Source organism: Leyella stercorea (assembly GCF_021531655.1).
Genome location: NZ_JADYUF010000040.1, coordinates 15,379 through 32,591, shown reverse-complemented (window position 1 = coordinate 32,591; position 17,213 = coordinate 15,379). Strand labels below are relative to the sequence as shown.

Sequence of the window (17,213 nt, the reverse complement as noted above, 5' to 3'; positions counted from 1 at the left end):
GGAGAGTGTATCAAAAGTCTAACAAAGCGGGCTGAAAGCCAATGAGCTCATAGCCCAAGGCAGCGCCTTGGGTAAAAGTATCCCAAATAACAATGCGCCCTGTAAGGGCAAAAGCGTTAATTATCAATGCTTTTGCCCTTGCAGGGCGTTTTGCTTTTTTTCAATCCGCACACCCAAGGCGCTGCCTTGGGCTATGAGCTTATTGGGCTTTCAGCCCGTATAACTGACATTTGACTGCACCCTTCTCCTACTATTTGAAATCAGAGGAAATTCACCCCTAAATATAAAGGACTCCTTTTGCCTTCCAATAGTTGTCCTTTTGCCCTTCAAAAGGACCCCTTTTGCTCACCAAAAGGATTCGTTTTGCAACCCAAAAGGACTCCTTTTCAAAACGACAGCGAAACACAGTTATCTGTAGGAGGAGTGAGTGTCAAAACTCAAAGAATGCGGGCTGAAAGCCCAATGACCTCCACAGCCAAGGGCAACGCCCTGGGTGAAAAGGGTATATTAAATCTAACGCCCTAAGGGCAACTCTCAGTGGCTCAATAGAGTTGCCCTTACAGGGCGCAATGTTTATTGAATGCTATGTACCCAGAGTACCGCCCTGGGTAAAAGTATCGCAAAAACCAATGCGCCATGTAAGGGCAAAAGCGTTAATTATCAATGCTTTTGCCCTTACAGGGCGTTTGGACTATATCTATCCGTACACCCAGGGCGGTGCCCAGGGCTATGTGCTTCTGCCCCTTCGGGGCGTGCTGCTTAGACTTTTAGCACGCCATCCTCCTACATTTGTTGCATTCAACCCATATAACTGACATCTGTTGAAGCATGCTTTCGGAAGCAATACGTATTCATCGGCAAAGTAAAACGTATTCAAAGGCAAAGTAATACGTATTCATTTTGCAAGTATCATTAATATACTTTTATCCTTATATATTCTGCCTTCAATCCTTATTGATTACGACCGTCCCGTTATTATCTTCTTCACCTCATTCAGTTTGTTCAAAGCTTCAACCGGAGTGAGATTGTTTATGTCAAGACCTAGAATCTCGTCGCGTATCTGACAGAGCACGGGGTCGTCGAGTTGGAAGAACGAGAGTTGCATACCTGCTGCCGACGACGAACCGAGATTCTGTCGCGACTCCACTCCAACGCTTGCGTTGTCAGTCTCCAACTGCTTCAGAATGGTGTTGGCACGGTTGACGATAGACTTCGGCATACCTGCAATCTCAGCCACATGAATACCGAACGAGTGTTCCGAACCGCCTCGCATCAGCTTGCGCAGGAAAATGACCTTGCCGTTCAGCTCCTTCACGCTGACGTTATAGTTCTTGATACGACCGAAGTTCTTCTCCATTTCGTTCAGTTCGTGATAGTGAGTGGCGAAGAGTGTGCGTGCCTGAGCGCCCTGATGATCGTGCAGATATTCCACAATAGCCCACGCTATGGAGATGCCGTCATAGGTAGAAGTGCCTCGTCCAAGCTCGTCGAAGAGCACGAGCGAGCGTGGAGTGACGTTGTTGAGAATGTCAGAAGCCTCCGTCATCTCCACCATAAAGGTCGATTCACCTAATGATATGTTGTCCGATGCACCCACACGGGTGAATATCTTGTCAACAAGACCAATGCGTGCAGCCTCGGCAGGGACAAAACATCCCATCTGAGCCATGAGCGTTATGAGCGCGGTCTGGCGCAACAGAGCCGACTTACCCGCCATGTTAGGGCCCGTAATGATCATTATCTGCTGCTGTTCGGCATCCAGTTCGATGTCGTTGGGCACATATTCCTCACCCATAGGCAGCTGCGTCTCTATCACTGGATGACGCCCTGCCGTAATCTGAAGCACACAGTCGTCAGCCACAACGGGGCGCACATAGCGGTGCTCTTCGGCTGCCTTTGCAAACGAGAGGAGGCAGTCGAGGCGTGCAATGATGTTGGCGTTGATCTGTATCTGGGGTATGAACTCAGCCATATCGGTGACCAGTTCGGTGAAAAGACGGGTTTCCAAGGCGAGTATTTTCTCGTCGGCTCCCATTATCTTCTCCTCATATTCTTTGAGTTCCTGGGTTATGTAGCGTTCGGCATTGGCAAGAGTCTGCTTGCGAATCCACTCCTGCGGCACCTGGTCCTTGTACGTATTGCGCACCTCAAGATAATATCCGAACACGTTATTATATCCCACTTTGAGCGACTGAATGCCCGTTTTCTGCGCTTCTTCTTCCTGAATGCGCAGCAGATAGTCTCTGCCACCGCGCGAAATCGACCGCAGTTCGTCGAGTTCGGGCGAGAATCCGGCTGCAATAACGTCGCCCTTGTTGATGAGCTGAGGCGGATCGGGCTGTATTTCACGCTCAATGCGTTCGCGAAGCGACTCGCATAGGTTCAGACGTTCGCCTATTGAGCGTATCTCTTCATTGTCGCTGTATAGGCAGGCGGTCTTTATCGGGATGATGGCTTGCAATGCCAGCTTCAGTTGTACTACCTCGCGTGGCGACACTCGTCCTACAGCCACCTTCGAAATGATGCGCTCCATGTCGCCGATACGATGCAGATTGTCGTCAATGGTCTGTCGGAAGTCGGGCTTACGGAAGAATGTCTCCACCACATCCAGACGCTTGTTGATAGAAGCAACGTCCATAAGCGGGAACACAGTCCAGCGTTTCAGCATACGCGCACCCATTGCTGTCGTGGTGCGGTCGATAACGTCGAGCAGCGAAACGCCGTCGTCCTGCATCGACTGCAGCAGTTCCAGGGAGCGTATGGTGAACTTGTCTAGTCTGACATATCGGTCTTCCTCGATGCGTCGCAATGATGTGATGTGTCCCAGATGGGTGTGCTGCGTCATTTCAAGATACTGCAATATGGCTCCGGCTGCAATCACTCCGAGCTTCAGATGTTCTACGCCGAAACCCTTGAGCGACTTCGTTCCGAAATGTTTCAGCAACTTCTGTCGCGAACTTTGCTCCGTAAGCATCCAGTCGTCGAGCTGGAATGTACACCAGCGGTTGCCGAAATGCTCCTCAAACTGCGCCTTCATCTGCCGGTCGTGCAGCACCTCCTTAGGCTGGAACGAGGCCAGCAGCTTCTCCACATAGTCGAAAGTGCCCTCGCCGGTTAGAAATTCTCCGGTAGAAATGTCGAGAAAAGCCACGCCACACTGGGCCTTTGTCATGAACACGGCAGCAAGGAAGTTGTTCTCCTTATAGTTGAGCACGTTGTCGCTCATAGCCACTCCGGGCGTGACAAGTTCGGTTATGCCACGCTTCACGAGCGTCTTTGTGAGCTTAGGGTCTTCCAGTTGGTCGCATATAGCCACACGTTTGCCAGCCCTGATGAGCTTAGGCAGATAGGTGTCGAGAGCGTGGTGAGGAAATCCAGCCATCTCCATTGCTGCGCTTGAAGGGTTCTTTCCGTTAGAGCGTCGAGTCAGAGTGATGCCGAGAATCTTAGCCGCTTCAACGGCATCGCTCGAATAAGTCTCGTAGAAGTCGCCGCAGCGGAACAGCAGGAGTGCGTCGGGATGCTCGTTCTTGAACGTGTAGAACTGTCGCATCATAGGTGTCAGTCCGTCGTCATTCTTTTTCTGAGCCATATAATATAGTAGTGGTTCTTTTGTAAGCCTTTAATGTCTTTAATCCTTTTTTCTGATAAGCGTCAGTCCGTCGCGCAACGGCACTATCACCTGCTCAACACGGTTGTCGGCAGCAACGTGGTCGTTGAATTGTCTGATGCCTTGTGTCTGATGGTCGTGGTCGTAAGCCGGGTCGGTGACATGACCGTCCCACAGCGTGTTGTCGGCAATGATATATCCTCCGGGTCGCAACAGTCGTAGCACCATCTCGTAAGTCTCGACATACGTACGTTTGTCGCCGTCGACAAAAGCGAGGTCGAACGTCACGCCAAGCTTAGGCGCTTCAATGTTGGCGTCGCCTATGCGGAAGTCTATCTTGTCAGCCACGGGCGAGTTTTCAATCCACGGACGGGTGAAGTCTTCCATCTCGTCGTTTATCTCAAACGTCCACACCTTTCCTCCTTCGTCCAATCCTTCAGCCATGCAGATGGCGCTATAGCCCGAGAAGGTGCCCACCTCAAGAATGTTCTTGGGGCGTATCATGCTTACGAGCATCTTCAGCAAGCGTCCTTGCAGATGTCCCGATGCCATGCGTCCGTGTATTGTATGGATGTTGGTGGCGCGGTAGAGGCGGTACAGATAGTCGCCTTCGGGTTCGGAGTGGGCGAGAACATACTTCTCTATATCTTCTGTCATAACGCTTTGATTGCTTCAAGTGCCAGACGGTAAGAGTCCATTCCGAATCCGCATATTACGCCCAGGCAGGCGCAGGAAATCATTGACTTGTGTCGGAACTCCTCGCGTTTGTGCACATTGCTTATGTGTACTTCTATAACGGGACTCTTAAGCGAGCGTATGCAGTCCTGCAATGCTATGCTGGTGTGGGTGTATGCGCCGGCATTGAGGATTATTCCGTCAGCTGAGAACCCCACTTCCTGCATCTTGTCGATGAGGCATCCCTCTATATTGCTTTGATAATAGTCTATCTGAACGTCAGGATACTGCTTGCGCAATGAGTCGAGATAAGCCTCGAAAGTGCTGCTGCCGTATATTCCGGGTTCGCGTGTTCCCAACAGATTGAGGTTGGGTCCGTTTATGATTTGTATTTTCATAATTCGAATTTTGAGTTTTGAATTTTGTGTTTTGAGTTGTTGCCGATGGCAATTTTGAGTTTTGAATTTTGAGCTTTGAATTCCTAATTTATCAATTTCTAATCGGCGCAGCCGACAATTCAAAATTCAAAACTCAAAATTCCTAACTCTCTTACCATCCCGACGTAGCTCCGCCGCCGCCCGTTGAGCCGCCTCCGAAGCTTCCACCGAAGCTTCCGCCACCGAATCCGCTGCCTCTATTGCCACCGCCCAGCATCGAACCGAGCATGGCACCAGTAGCCATAGCGCTGCCGTGATCGTTCTCGTCGGTGTCCTTGGTTACGGTGTTGCCGCAGTATTTGCATACGTATGTGGTGCGCAGAATGCGTCGTATGATGCGTCCGTTCTTGTTCTTCACCACCAGGTGCTGCTCCTTCACCTTGCGCAGGGCACTGCGTTTCTTGCATTTTGGACAGCGTTGCAGCGAGCCCATAGCATAAATGAATATCAGCATTGTTACTACTATGGCCAAGAGAGTAATCATGATCGTCGAAATGTCGTCCTCGCCGCTGCCCTCTTCTGCCTGCATCGAGCCGTCGAGAGTCTTCGCCACGGCACGGACGCCGCTTACCATACCGCCATCCCAGTTGCCATTCCTGAAGCGTGGTATCATTAAGGTGGTCTGGATGCGCTTCGACATGGCGTCGGTCATAGTGCCTTCTATGCCATAACCGGTAGTAAACCTCACCTTCTTCTGGTCCATAACGAAGAGGATGAGCAGTCCGTTGTCGCTCTTCTTCTTGCCTATTCCCCACTTGCGGAACAGTTCGTGGCCAAAGTCAAAGATGTCTTCGTCGCCTATGCTTGGCAGCATTACCACGGCAGTCTCAATGCCCGTGCTCTTCTCCAAGCGTCCGAGTATGGCGTTGATAGAGTCGCGTGCTGTAGCAGAGAGAATGGCTGAAGGGTCGGTCACATACTGGCGCACGTCGCTGAGGCGCACGTTGGGCACGTCGTCGATGGTGTATTGCTTGGTCTCTGCGGCAGCAGTTGCCGTAAAGACAAAGAGCAGGGCTGCGATAAGAAGCCCCGCTCCCTTGCCCCATCCTTTAATGGACGGGGATAGAAAGTTAACGATGTTCATTGTTTAGAACTCCACTTTAGGAGCCTTGTCGGCTCCAGCCTCTGCCTCGAAGTAGTTCTTCTTGTCAAAACCGCACATGCCTGCAATCAGGCTTTTGGGGAATCGGCGTATAGCCACGTTGTATTCCTTGGCAGCATCGTTGAAGTCTTTGCGTGCCACGTTGATGCGGTTTTCGGTGCCTTCCAGCTGCGATTGCAGTTCGAGGAAGTTCTGGTTTGCCTTGAGGTCGGGATAGTTCTCGGTGATGGCGAGCAACTTGCCCAGTGCATTGGTAACGTCGCCCTGCGCCTTCTGATACTGTGCCAGCTGCTGCGGAGTGCAGTTAGAGGGGTCAATCTTCACCTGAGTGGCCTGCGAGCGTGCAGCCATTACAGCCTCAAGTGTCTGGCTCTCGTGCTTGGCATAGCCCTTGACGGTGCTCACGAGGTTAGGTATGAGGTCGGAGCGACGCTGATACTGTGTCTCAACGTTAGCCCACTTGCCGTTCACGTTCTCGTCCATCGACACCAGACCGTTATATCCGCTAATGCCCCAGAGAGCTATCACCAGAATCACCACACCTGCGATGATCCATCCTTTTTTGTTCGATTTCTTTTCCATTTTCGTTTAATTTGGTTGTTGCACAAATTTACTCATATATGAGTATTGTGCAAGTTGTTAATTTATAGTAACTTTGCCAGCGTGATGATGACAGTGGCTGATGCCGATGGCATTGCCGCCACACGTTTCAAAATAGCCAAAATTATAAATTCATAATGTTATTGTATAATAGACAAAGGGGGTCGGCTGTGAAGTCGGTCCCCTTTTATTGTCTGCACCACCACACCATATCAACCGAGATTAAAGCAGCGCTTTAATCTCAGCATCGATGTCCTTGATCTGTGCATCGCGCTTCACAACGTTGCAGTTGCGGTCGAGCAGGAAGAAGGTGGGCACCTGCTGTACGTTGTACAGTTGCAGTACGCGTGTGTCGTCGCCTGCACGTGTGCTTATCCAAGGCAGGGCAGCAGTCTGAGTCTTCCAGAAATGCTCGTCAGAGTCGACGCTTACCTGATATATCTCGAGTCCGGCAGCGTGATACTTGTTGTAAAGTTCGCGCAGCATCATGATGCGCTGCAATGACTTTTCGCCCGCAAAGAGGTGGAAGTCGAGCATCACAACCTTGCCCTGAAGCGATGACAGGCGGCGCTCCTGACCCTTATTGTCGGTCAGTGTGAAGTCGATTATGCCCGTAGTGTTCACCTTATCGGCAGCCACGAGGCCCTGCGCCTGCTTGTTCTTGATGATGCGTATGTCCTTCATGCCCTCGATGGCTATGTTATGGAGGTTCTCGCCACGCTCCTCGTTAGGATAGAAAGTGTCCCAACTTGTAGCCACGGCAGCAAAAACCTTCACGTCCTGCTCTGACGAACGTGGATTGAATATCAGCACCGACTGTCCGCCAGCGTTCAAAGTCTGGAACAATGCGAAGTAAGACGAGGCCTTCATAGGCTCCTTGAAGATGTAGTCGGTCTTCACGCGGGTCTTGTATGCTTCAACAACACGTGCCACGCTGTCGTTGACTGCATCGGCTCCGAGCTGCGGATTGTTTGCAATGGCGTTGAGCTGTGTCTGCAGTCCCATCTGCATGAGCGTAAGCTCCTTGATGCGCGAGCACTCTTCCGATCCGCTTACCTCATACTGCGACGCCATACCTGGATATTCTGCCTTTATGCTGACCGTCTCTGTAGAGTCAATGGCAATGTTTATGATTTGTCCGGCAATGCGCAGGCGGTAGAACTCGGGTGCTGTAGGGGCCTTGTCGTCAAAGTCGAAGGTGCCGTCGGCCGATAGTTTCACCGAATCGATTACCACCGGACCGTTCAGACTCATATTCTCAAAGTAGAGCGTTGAGTCGGCAGCGTTGCCGATAGTACCGTTGACGTGGAACTTCTTTTCGTTGCATGAGGCCATGCCCAGCACTGCCACTACCGCCAAAGCGATGGCGAAGAGGCTGTTTAATGGTTTTATCTTCATTGTTTTTTGTTATTATGCTATATATAAAAATGTGTGTCTATTGACTAATAGACTGCAAACTTACACATTTTTATCCACATTTTCGCGATTTTCGGGCGAAAAACGCTCCTCACGTCCGAGGAATTTGATGAGTCCCCAGCGCACGCTGCGCAGTCCGAACTGTTCCGTATGTATGTCGCCGGGTGCTATCCACATGCATTCAGCAGCGTCGTCGTTGGCTGTGAGCACGCTCTCGTCTTCCACCTTACACTCAAAGAACATGTCGAGTGTGTGTATGTCGATGCGGCTATAGCGGTAGATGTTGGGCAGCGAGAAGAGGTATTTCGACTCCGTAACCTTCAGTCCTGTCTCTTCCATAACCTCACGTGCAACGCCCTGTTCGGCAGTTTCGCCCAGTTCGGCAAATCCTCCTGGCAGGTCGAGCGTGCCCTTGGCGGGTTCGTTGCGACGGCGTTCTACGAGTATTTCGCCCTTGCTGTTGGTGATGATTGCTACGTTGGCAGAGCTGGGATTCATAAAAAACTCAAATCCGCAGTTCTCGCATTTCTTACTTGCTTTGCTGTTCTCTACAAAGTGATGACTGCCGCACATGGGGCAATACTCAAATTTCTCTAATGGATGCATGTGAAGTAAATTTTAAAAACGTCTGCAATATTACTAAAAAATGGTTACCTTTGCAAGACAAAAGGCAATTATTAGTAAGATAAATCTAAAAACTTATATCAGAAATGAGAAATTTGAAATCTTTCGCTTTACTCGTTGTGCTTCTTGCCGTGTCCGTGTCGGCTATGGCGCAACGCTCATTCGATGTTAACCTATGGACTGCCAAGGCCCCTAACAAAAACGGACTGCAGGACACCGCCTACATAAAGGTGTATCTGCCTGACGCCAAGCGTGCCACCGGACGTGCCGTGGTGATTTGCCCGGGTGGCGGCTATGCTATTCTGGCTATGGATCATGAGGGAACCCAGTGGGCACCCTTCTTCAACAATATGGGTATTGCAGCCATTGTTCTGCACTACCGCATGCCCAACGGCAACGTAAAGGTGCCAATCAGCGATGCCGAGGAGGCGATGCGCATTGTGCGCCGCAACGCCAAGAACTGGCACATCAATGCCTCTGACGTGGGCATCATGGGATTCTCGGCTGGCGGACATCTCGCCTCAACCATAGCCACACAGTCGAAAGCCGACGCCAAACCCAACTTCCAGATTCTCTTCTATCCCGTCATAACCATGATGCAGGGCTACACCCATCAGGGCTCGCACGACAATCTGCTGGGCAAGGACGCCCATAAGAAGGACGAGCAGAAGTACTGTTCCGACCTTCAGGTGACGCGCGTTACGCCCCGTGCCTGCCTGCTGCTTTCGGACGACGACCATGCAGTTATGCCCATCAACAGCGTCAACTATTATGCCGAGCTGTACCGCCACGACGTTCCGGCATCTATCTACGTATATCCTACAGGCGGACACGGATGGGGAATGAACACCTCATTTGCCTTTCATGCCGAGATGCTCACCAACCTTAAGGGATGGCTTGAGAGTTTTTAAGACCTAAAACCAAATCAATCTATGAAGACAGAACACCTCTTGATAATGCGTTTCACGGCCTTGGGCGAAGTGGCAATGCTCGTTCCCGTGGTCAGCTCGCTTGCCCAGCAGTATCCCGAACTGCGCATCACAGTGCTCAGCAATCCCTTCGCACGGTCGCTGTTCGACGGCATTGCGCACAACGTAGGCTTTATGGCTGCAGACCTTAATGGTGAGTATCATGGCGTGAAGGGACTCAACGCCCTATACCGCCGACTTGTAGCCAAGAACTTCACAGCCATTGCCGACATGCAGAGCATACTGCGCTCGTCCTATCTGCGCATGCGCTTCAACATATCGAGCTATCGTGTGGAGCATCTCGACAACCATCGTCAGGACCGCCGCAAGCTTGTGGCTACCAAGGACAAGTGCCTCAGGCAGCTGCCGTCGCTGTTCGACGACTATATAGACGTGCTCGCCCGTCTGGGCTACAACGTACGGCTCGACTTCCAGTCGCTATTCCCGCCTACAGGAGGCAATCTGCGACTGGTGAGCGACCGTATCGGAGAGAAGAAGATGTTTCAGCAATGGATAGGCATAGCTCCGTTCGCTGCGTTCCGCGGCAAGGTGTATCCTGCCCAGCTTACCGAACGCGTCATAGCCGAACTCATACGCCGCCATCCCTCATGCCGTATCTTCCTGTTTGGCGGAGGCGATGCCGAGATGGCGCAAATCGACCGCTGGTGCGCCCAATACAAGAACTGCACCAACGCCTCGCAGCTGCTTGGCAGCGTGCAGCAGGAACTTATAGTCATGTCGCATCTCGATGTGATGCTCTCGATGGACAGCGTCAACATGCATCTTGCCTCCATAGCTGGCACCCGGGTGGTAAGCCTTTGGGGGGCTACGCACCCTTATGCCGGCTACTTGGGCTATGGTCAGAGCCACGACGATGTCATACAGGCCGACCTCGATTGTCGTCCGTGCAGCCTGCATGGCAACCGTCTGTGCAAGCGGGGCGACTATGCCTGCCTCACACAAATCGATCCTATTACCGTTGCCGATCACGTCGAGAAGCATTTGAAGCATTAATCCATGCCTCATGGCGGTTGTTGCCGTCGGCACGGTAGCTCACGTGCATCCATCGCGCGCCCGTCTTCGACCGATACTCGTAAATAAGCTGGTCGAAGTCAAGACTACACCTTATATAATTATACATCTTCATGCCCACCTCATCGTTGGGCACGTAGATGTCGGCAGCCTCGCCCATAGTGTGTTGCGATGTAGCCACGCCTCCCACCTTCTCGTTTACGATTGGCGAGCGGTAGCCGCTCGTAATGCGCAACACTCCAAAGCGCAGGCGCAGCGGTTCAAGCACTTTCTCGCACAGCACCCTCAGCCGCGCCACCGCCTCGTCGGGCGGCGTGTTGTCAATGCCAAAGCGTATTGCAGTGGCTGATATGACAAACTCGCGCAAGCTGAAGTGCCGGCTCAACTGAATGGTTGGCAACTGGTCGAATACTGTGTCTGCGACCATAATCTGTTGTACGTTTGTACAAGTGGCTGCCGCCAGGGCGACAGCCATTTCCGTGTTTTTCATTGTGGTTTGAATTATTAATGTTAAGATGTCAAGTAAACGGGTCCTTTGCAGACCCTGATTGTAATATATCTTGAAGTTTTTGTGTCGGTGGTATTTTAGGTTTGATTCTTTTGATGGTGCAAAGATATTATGCAATCGGGAACTAACACTACCATTTCCGAAAATCTTCGTTTACGAAAGTTAAATATATTCCATCCGAAACCTGAACATCTAATGTTGTCACTCGAAAATATTGCTGTCCGGTAAAACTAATAATGTGGTCAAAGACGGGCTGAAAGCCCAATAAGCACATAGGAGGGCGTGTCAAAAGTCAAACAAAACGGGCTGAAAGCCCCAAAAGCACATAGCCCAAGGCAGCGCCTTGGGTGTACGGATTGAAAATAGCAAAACGCCCTGCAAGGGCAAAAGCATTGATAATTAACGCTTTTGCCCTTACAGGGCGCATTATGATTTGCGATACTTTTACCCAGGGTGTTGCCCTGGGCTATGAGCTTCTGCCCCTTCGGGGCGTACTGCTGTGAGTTTTGACACGCCCTCTGTACGGTCGTTTTGGAAAGGAGTCCTTTTGGGTTGCAAAACGAGTCCTTTTGGTGAGCAAAAGGGGTCCTTTTGAAGGGCAAAAGGACAACTATTGGAAGGCAAAAGGAGTCTTTTTTGAATTTTGAATTTTGAGTTTTGAATTTTGAATTGTTCTCGGCTACGCCTGCGATTTTGAATTATTCAATTTTGAATTGGTGTAGATGGCAATTTTGAATTTTGAGAATTGTTTGCCAGACAGCAATAATTTGAAAAGGGTATTTGTGTCACCCCACACGAAAAAAGCCCGCTGAAGGAACTTGTCCTTCAACGGGCTTCGCATTGTTAAACGTATCTGAGAGGTTACTAAATATATCTGATGTCGTTCACTACTTTACAACAATCTTGAATGTTTCGGTCTTGTCGTCCATGGTTGTAGCCTTGACGATGTACACACCGGGCTGCTGTACGCTGAGCTGGCAACGCTCGCCGGCTGTACTGCGGCTGCTTGTGACGAGAGCTCCTGCCGTATCGTAAACCTTAGCCTGCTTCACCTCACCGTTAAGTACTGCCACGATGATGGTGCCTTGCGCTGGTGAGAAGCAGCGGATGGCGTTGATGCCGGTCGGAACTACCCAGTTGTTGGTGGTGATGTAGTAGCGTCCGTGGTCGTTTGCCATCATCTCTATCTGCATACCGTCGGCTATCTCGCTGAACTTCTTGCTCGTTGCGTCGTAGATGAAGAGCTTGCAGCCCTCGTCGTTCATCTTGCGCTGCATCTTGCTGTTGAGGTTTACGGTAACGTTGGTACTGCGGCTCTTGCCAGCCACAATGCCAATAGGCATCCAGTTGATGTCGTCGGTGGTGTTAAGGGCTACTGCCTGCGAGCCTGCTACAGAGTAAGCCTGGGCTATTTCGGCAATGTTGCCCTCGCCGAGCATGTCTACATCCTCGCCTTCTACGTAGTCGCGGCTTGCCTCAGCGCTTACTATCAGCTCCGACTGGCTGCTGCGTGTGCCGTCCGATGTGGTCAGGATGATTGTAGGTTGAGGCGTGAGTGCCTTCTCGCCGCCAGTCACCCATCTGTTGATGAGCATCGAAGCGTTGAACAATACGTTGTCGGGTACGGTCTCGGCTGACTTCACCTTGACAAAGAACGCTTGTGTAGGAGGTATGATTACGTCCTTCTTCTTGTCGTAGTCGAGGCTGGTGTCTATGGCGTGAGCCGTAAACTTGCCGTCGGCAAATGTCCATACGCTTCTCTCGAAGGCTGTGTTGGCCTTGAGGAAGCGATACATACTCAACGAAGAGGGGTAGGGGTTGCCTACAAGATGATAGCTGTTGCCCTTGTGTACGTTCTGGTTGAGCGGCTGCAAGAGCTGCATTGTGTGGTCGTTGGCATCGTCGCCCAGCTGCATACGATAGTTGTCGGCGGTCTTCTGTACAGTAGCCGATACGTTGGTCTTGCTCTGGCTGTCGTAGTAGTTGTACTGTGTGTCCGCCTTAGGCAGACGAATCAGGGCGTAGGCATTGTTCTGTGCGCCTGCGGTGTACTTGTCGCCCGCTTTTACCGCGAACGCCTTACCCTTGGCATACGCCTCGTCGGCCTTGTTGTAAACGTGTGTCCAGTATGCCGACTTCAGTGTAAGCTCATTCTCCTGGCTCTCTACAATAGTGCCGTCGTGGTTGGCCTTGTAGGTGGTAGTCGTGCTCACTTCCTCCACGTCGCCGTCCCAGCTGCGCTGGAAGATAGGATAGGCGTTGCGGTCGTTCACAGCCTCATTGAATGTCATCGGCTTGAATGCCTCCGACAGTTCCTGTCCGTTGTCCTTCGGAACATAGAGGTCGCCAGCGTAGGTCTGCTTCAGTGGCGACGACATTACGCTCCATGTGTCTGGCGTGAGCAGCTTGTCCACGTAAGCCTTGTTGTACGTCAGATAGTTGGCGTAGAGCAGCTCAGCCTCCGGCTTGAAGTAGATTTGGTCGCAGAGGTTGCCGGTCCATTTCTCGCAGTTGAATGTGCCGTTGCCAGTGTCCGAACCGTCAGCAGTAGCGTCGTTCCATTTTGTCACTATGTCGTAAGCCATGTCGCCTACGCTGTTGGCTATACCGTTGGTCTGATAGCTCAGCTCCTTGAGGTTGGGATAGGTGCTGTTGGTGAGTGTAGGCACCGTCACCTTCGTAAACTTCATCGGCATGAATGCAGCCTCGCGAGTTTCGTTATATTCGGAATAATCAGCCTTATATATCTCAGCCTTGTTAGAGCGCAGCCAGTTGGCATCGTTGTTCCATGCCGAGTTGGTAGCAGTCGAAGGTTGCCATGTGGCATATTCAGGCACTACAAGCATCTTTACGAACACTTCGCCCGGACAAGAAGCAGTGCTGCTGCTCTCGTTGTTGCTGAAGCTGAAGTTAAGCTCATACCAGTAGCCCTCACGCAGACGTGTGGCTGCGTCGCTGTTGAAACGGATGCCTATCGTCTCGTCGCTCTTGCTGATGGTAGCCGAGGTAACAGTACCAACGAATTGGTCGTTGCCATTTGCGAGTACCATCTGCGGGTCGTTGGTGCTGGCAATCCATACCTTTCCTCCGTTCTCTAAGGTCACCTTGTCGGCATCCTCCATACTTGTCATAGGCAATTGCAGTGTGCCGTTGGCTATAGCCTTTATCTGTGGCAAGCCGATGCGCAGTGTGCGGTCGTCCGACGGATAGGTCACATCCTTGAAACCAGTGTATACACGCGGACCATCCTTTACGATGCGCAATGGGAAGAGCATCGGGTCGGGACATACGTCATACTGCTGTCCACCCACGGTGATTGAAGTGGCAATAGGTACGGCAGCTACTTCAAAGTTGCCGAATGTGGTGAACTTGCTGATGGTGCTGCTTGCCGAGATAAGCAGTCGTCCGTTGTCGATATACTGCTTCAGCAATGCGCGGTCGGCAGTGGTGAAGCTGTTTTTAGCGCTTTGCAGCGTTGTGGCGTTAGGATATACGTCGCGGAAGTGGTTCAGTGCCTCACGCACACCATTGGTGTTAATGTCGTTGCTCTTGTTGTTCTCGCTGAAGAACCAGTCGAACTTGACATCGGGAAGTTCCACCTTTCCACCGTTCACCTTGTCGACAGTCTCAAGCTTTATGTTGACGCTGACGTTGCTGGTATTCGATCCGTCACACTTTACGCGTACCGAAGTTATGGCAGTGCCGTTGGCGTCGGTCACCTTGATGCTTTGCTTTACAATCTGGAACGGGTCGCTGTATGTAGAGCATACGTCGGTAGGTGTGCCCCATGCTTCTGGCATTTCAGCGTTGTCGTCGCTCGGATAAGCTATAGATACGTAGAAGTTCTTGCCCGGCACGATGTTGAAGTTGCGGTTGGCGATGACCAGGCATCGGTTGCCGCTGTTGTCGTTCTCAAACATAGGCACGTTAGTCAGCCCGTCGGCAGCTTCTGCCGGAAGCACAGCCGCTGCGTTGTAAGTGGCAGGAATACGTGCCACTCCGTAGTTCTTTCCGTTGTTGTGGTAGTCGATACCTTCAACAGGCTTGCCGTTCTCGTCGCAGATGCGATAGAACAGTTTTGACTCTTTCATGTTCACCATAGCCTGGAAGGTCTCGTAGATACCGCGGAGTTTCAGCGTTATCTCCTTAGGAGCCGTCTCATATCCATTCTCGCTTGGACAGAGCGGACGGTTCTGCAATACGTCAAGCTTTGATGTCTGGGTGTAGAGGCATAGGTCGTCAATACAGTAGTCGGCGCCTCCGGTACTCTGACACATATTGTCGAGCACAATGCGGAAGGTGCTGTAGTTGCTCACGCCGGTTGACTTCTGAAGCACCTGCTTGCTGAATATCTGATACCACTTGCCGTATTGGTGGTCCTTTGTATTGGTGGCAAAGTCGCCTGATGTGAACGACTGGATAAGCTTCTGGTCGATAACGTTTCCGTTCTTGTCCTTATTGATGCCATAAAGGCGGAACATCACCTGAGGTGCAGCTGCGTTTGCAGCTGTGTACTCGGCAACGGCACCACTGAATACCAGCTGCGAACCGGTACACAAGTTGGCTTGGAAGTCGGCAGACGCTATCTGTCGGCTCTCGTCCGATGCGTCTACATAGAGGAAGTGTCCGTATTGCTTTCCGCCGGTCTTTTCGTAAGTGCGGTCGTAGATGGTTGGCGAGCCGTATGCCCACCAAAGATATCCGTTTTCTCCATTGGCTGATATACCAGAGAGGTTGCCCGACTTATATAGTCCGTAGTCGCCATGAATCGGTGATTTGCCGTAGTGAGTACCACCGTTGTAGTAGTCCTTGCTGGCAAGTTCGGCATAAGTGAATCCGTAGGCACGTGATTTGAAATCCGACGGCTTCAAGCTCATGTTGTTCAATGCGGTTGTAGGTCTGGCGAATGTGAGGTCAGGATTGTCCTTGTCGAACGAGATAGGATCCATCGCCCTATTGTATTTGCTTTCGAGATATGAGATAGTACGGTCTACGTCACCGTCGCTGTTTATCTCGCTCTTCATCTTTGGGTAGCCTTGATGTATAAACACCTCGAAGTTGGCAATCGGACACATATTCGTTCCGTCGTAAGCATAAGCTACGATGTAGGCAGTGTGTCCATAGCCTATGTCGGAAGGTGTGCTTGCCGACGCGTTGCCTTCTACATTCATCCATCCCGAACTGTTCATGAGATCGCTGATTTTGAAGTCGTAGAACTGATTGCCTTTAGCTGCAAGTACGTAATACTTGGTGCGGTCTTCGTTGTATGCAATCCAGCGGATGTATTGGGCTTGCTTGATTGTCGTTTCAAAGTCAGAAGCCTCTATCTTCTGACTCTCAGTGGTGGCATATACCGACTTGCCGTTGGTGGCTTTGCTGAGAGGATAGAACCAGTAGGTCTGTCCGCCAGAGTTCTTCAGATTGGTGCGCAGTGTCATTTTTGCTGCATCATTCTTGGCACCGAACACAATGCGCTTGTTGTCCTCAAGAGTCAGGTCAGCAGCCCTGCTGTGATCACATAAAGCATCCTTGATTTGCTTTGCCAGATATGCTGCAGACTTGATGTGGAAGATGTATCGGATGGAGAGGGTTGGTTCATGTTCAACATAATTTGTATATGTAGGATTATACCAAGGGCCACTACTTACTTGTTTAAAACTATAATCATTGTATCGGCTTACATCACAAGCGATAGTTTCTCCAGCCCAATCTTCTGCATCTGCTCCCGAAGGCTTGTTGTAATTGACACCTACATAGTTTCTGCCTGAAGCTGAAAGAGTGCCGGCAATAAGACCTATGTCCTTCTTGCTGGTATAGTCTTTCCTGCTGCTCAGCACAGAATATCTTGAACTGTATACACTCAGTCTGTCCGACTTCAGGTCGGTAGTATAGTCGTACCAGCGAATCCATCCGTAAGGCTCAAGGTCGTTGGTCGTACTGTTCCATCCTACAAAAGGCAGTTCAAGTTCCATTGTGCTGCTACTGGTGGGCAGATAGTAGTTGTAGTGCCACTCGGCAGTCTGCTGCATTCCGCGGCTGTCTAATGGCATACCGCTGTGACCCTTATAGTGGAAGCCTAAGCTCTGCGCATAAACACAGTTGGGCGCTGCCGCAAGGGCTATCATCGCAAAGAGCTGCAGCAACAGCCTTTTGGACTTTGCGGGTCGGTTTATATTGTTATTGCGAATCTTCATAGTCGTAAGGTGTTATGTTCGTGATAGTTTAAATGAAAAATGGGTAT

Annotated in this window: 13 protein-coding genes; 3 read left to right on the top strand and 10 right to left on the bottom strand. The window is 51.0% G+C overall.

The annotated features are described in order from the left end of the window. Positions 1 to 629 precede the first annotated feature (629 nt). A complete protein-coding gene (locus I6E49_RS11110) occupies positions 630 to 815 on the top strand; it encodes a hypothetical protein (RefSeq protein ID WP_235402354.1) in 186 nt (61 codons plus the stop codon). A 143-nt stretch (positions 816 to 958) separates the two neighbouring features. On the opposite strand, the gene mutS is transcribed toward I6E49_RS11110, so the two are convergent. The 7 genes from mutS to I6E49_RS11075 form a co-directional block, all read right to left on the bottom strand. Then, positions 959 to 3,592 carry a DNA mismatch repair protein MutS gene (gene mutS, locus I6E49_RS11105; protein ID WP_235402353.1) on the bottom strand — a complete coding sequence of 878 codons (2,634 nt, stop codon included), beginning with the start codon at positions 3,590 to 3,592 and terminating at the stop codon, positions 959 to 961. Between the two features lie 39 nt (positions 3,593 to 3,631). Then, complete coding sequence (locus tag I6E49_RS11100; protein ID WP_235402352.1) at positions 3,632 to 4,267, bottom strand: O-methyltransferase; 636 nt, start codon at positions 4,265 to 4,267, stop codon at positions 3,632 to 3,634. Further along, positions 4,264 to 4,683, bottom strand: a complete 420-nt coding sequence (gene aroQ / locus I6E49_RS11095; RefSeq protein WP_235402351.1) for a type II 3-dehydroquinate dehydratase — start codon at positions 4,681 to 4,683, stop codon at positions 4,264 to 4,266. The genes I6E49_RS11100 and aroQ overlap by 4 nt, the downstream gene beginning before the upstream one ends. A gap of 151 nt (positions 4,684 to 4,834) precedes the next feature. Then, positions 4,835 to 5,806 carry a TPM domain-containing protein gene (locus I6E49_RS11090; RefSeq protein WP_235402350.1) on the bottom strand — a complete coding sequence of 324 codons (972 nt, stop codon included), beginning with the start codon at positions 5,804 to 5,806 and terminating at the stop codon, positions 4,835 to 4,837. 3 nt (positions 5,807 to 5,809) lie between these two features. Beyond that, positions 5,810 to 6,406 (bottom strand): LemA family protein, encoded by a 597-nt coding sequence (locus tag I6E49_RS11085; RefSeq protein WP_235402348.1) that lies wholly within the window; start codon positions 6,404 to 6,406, stop codon positions 5,810 to 5,812. Positions 6,407 to 6,646: 240 nt separating this feature from the next. Then, positions 6,647 to 7,822, bottom strand: coding sequence for a TlpA disulfide reductase family protein (locus tag I6E49_RS11080; protein ID WP_235402345.1), 1,176 nt, complete (start codon positions 7,820 to 7,822; stop codon positions 6,647 to 6,649). A 60-nt stretch (positions 7,823 to 7,882) separates the two neighbouring features. Next, entirely contained in the window at positions 7,883 to 8,446 is a 564-nt protein-coding gene (locus tag I6E49_RS11075; RefSeq protein WP_235392572.1) for an NUDIX hydrolase, read from the bottom strand. Between the two features lie 104 nt (positions 8,447 to 8,550). On the opposite strand from I6E49_RS11075, the gene I6E49_RS11070 reads away from it, so the two are divergent. Both I6E49_RS11070 and I6E49_RS11065 read left to right on the top strand, forming a co-directional pair. Continuing rightward, positions 8,551 to 9,375, top strand: coding sequence for an alpha/beta hydrolase (locus I6E49_RS11070; protein WP_235402343.1), 825 nt, complete (start codon positions 8,551 to 8,553; stop codon positions 9,373 to 9,375). Between the two features lie 21 nt (positions 9,376 to 9,396). Beyond that, positions 9,397 to 10,446: a glycosyltransferase family 9 protein gene (locus I6E49_RS11065; protein WP_235402342.1), complete on the top strand. Its 1,050-nt coding sequence runs from the start codon at positions 9,397 to 9,399 to the stop codon at positions 10,444 to 10,446. Here the strand turns inward: I6E49_RS11065 and I6E49_RS11060 are convergent. The 3 genes from I6E49_RS11060 to I6E49_RS11055 form a co-directional block, all read right to left on the bottom strand. Then, positions 10,406 to 10,954: a D-Ala-D-Ala carboxypeptidase family metallohydrolase gene (locus I6E49_RS11060; protein ID WP_235402340.1), complete on the bottom strand. Its 549-nt coding sequence runs from the start codon at positions 10,952 to 10,954 to the stop codon at positions 10,406 to 10,408. The genes I6E49_RS11065 and I6E49_RS11060 overlap by 41 nt on opposite strands. 310 nt (positions 10,955 to 11,264) lie before the next feature. Beyond that, a complete protein-coding gene (locus I6E49_RS14475; protein ID WP_262911548.1) occupies positions 11,265 to 11,399 on the bottom strand; it encodes a hypothetical protein in 135 nt (44 codons plus the stop codon). A 460-nt stretch (positions 11,400 to 11,859) separates the two neighbouring features. After that, the gene (locus I6E49_RS11055) at positions 11,860 to 17,166 is read right to left on the bottom strand and encodes a T9SS type A sorting domain-containing protein (protein WP_235402338.1); all 5,307 of its coding nucleotides are present in this window, start codon (positions 17,164 to 17,166) and stop codon (positions 11,860 to 11,862) included. Between the last annotated feature and the right edge of the window lie 47 nt (positions 17,167 to 17,213).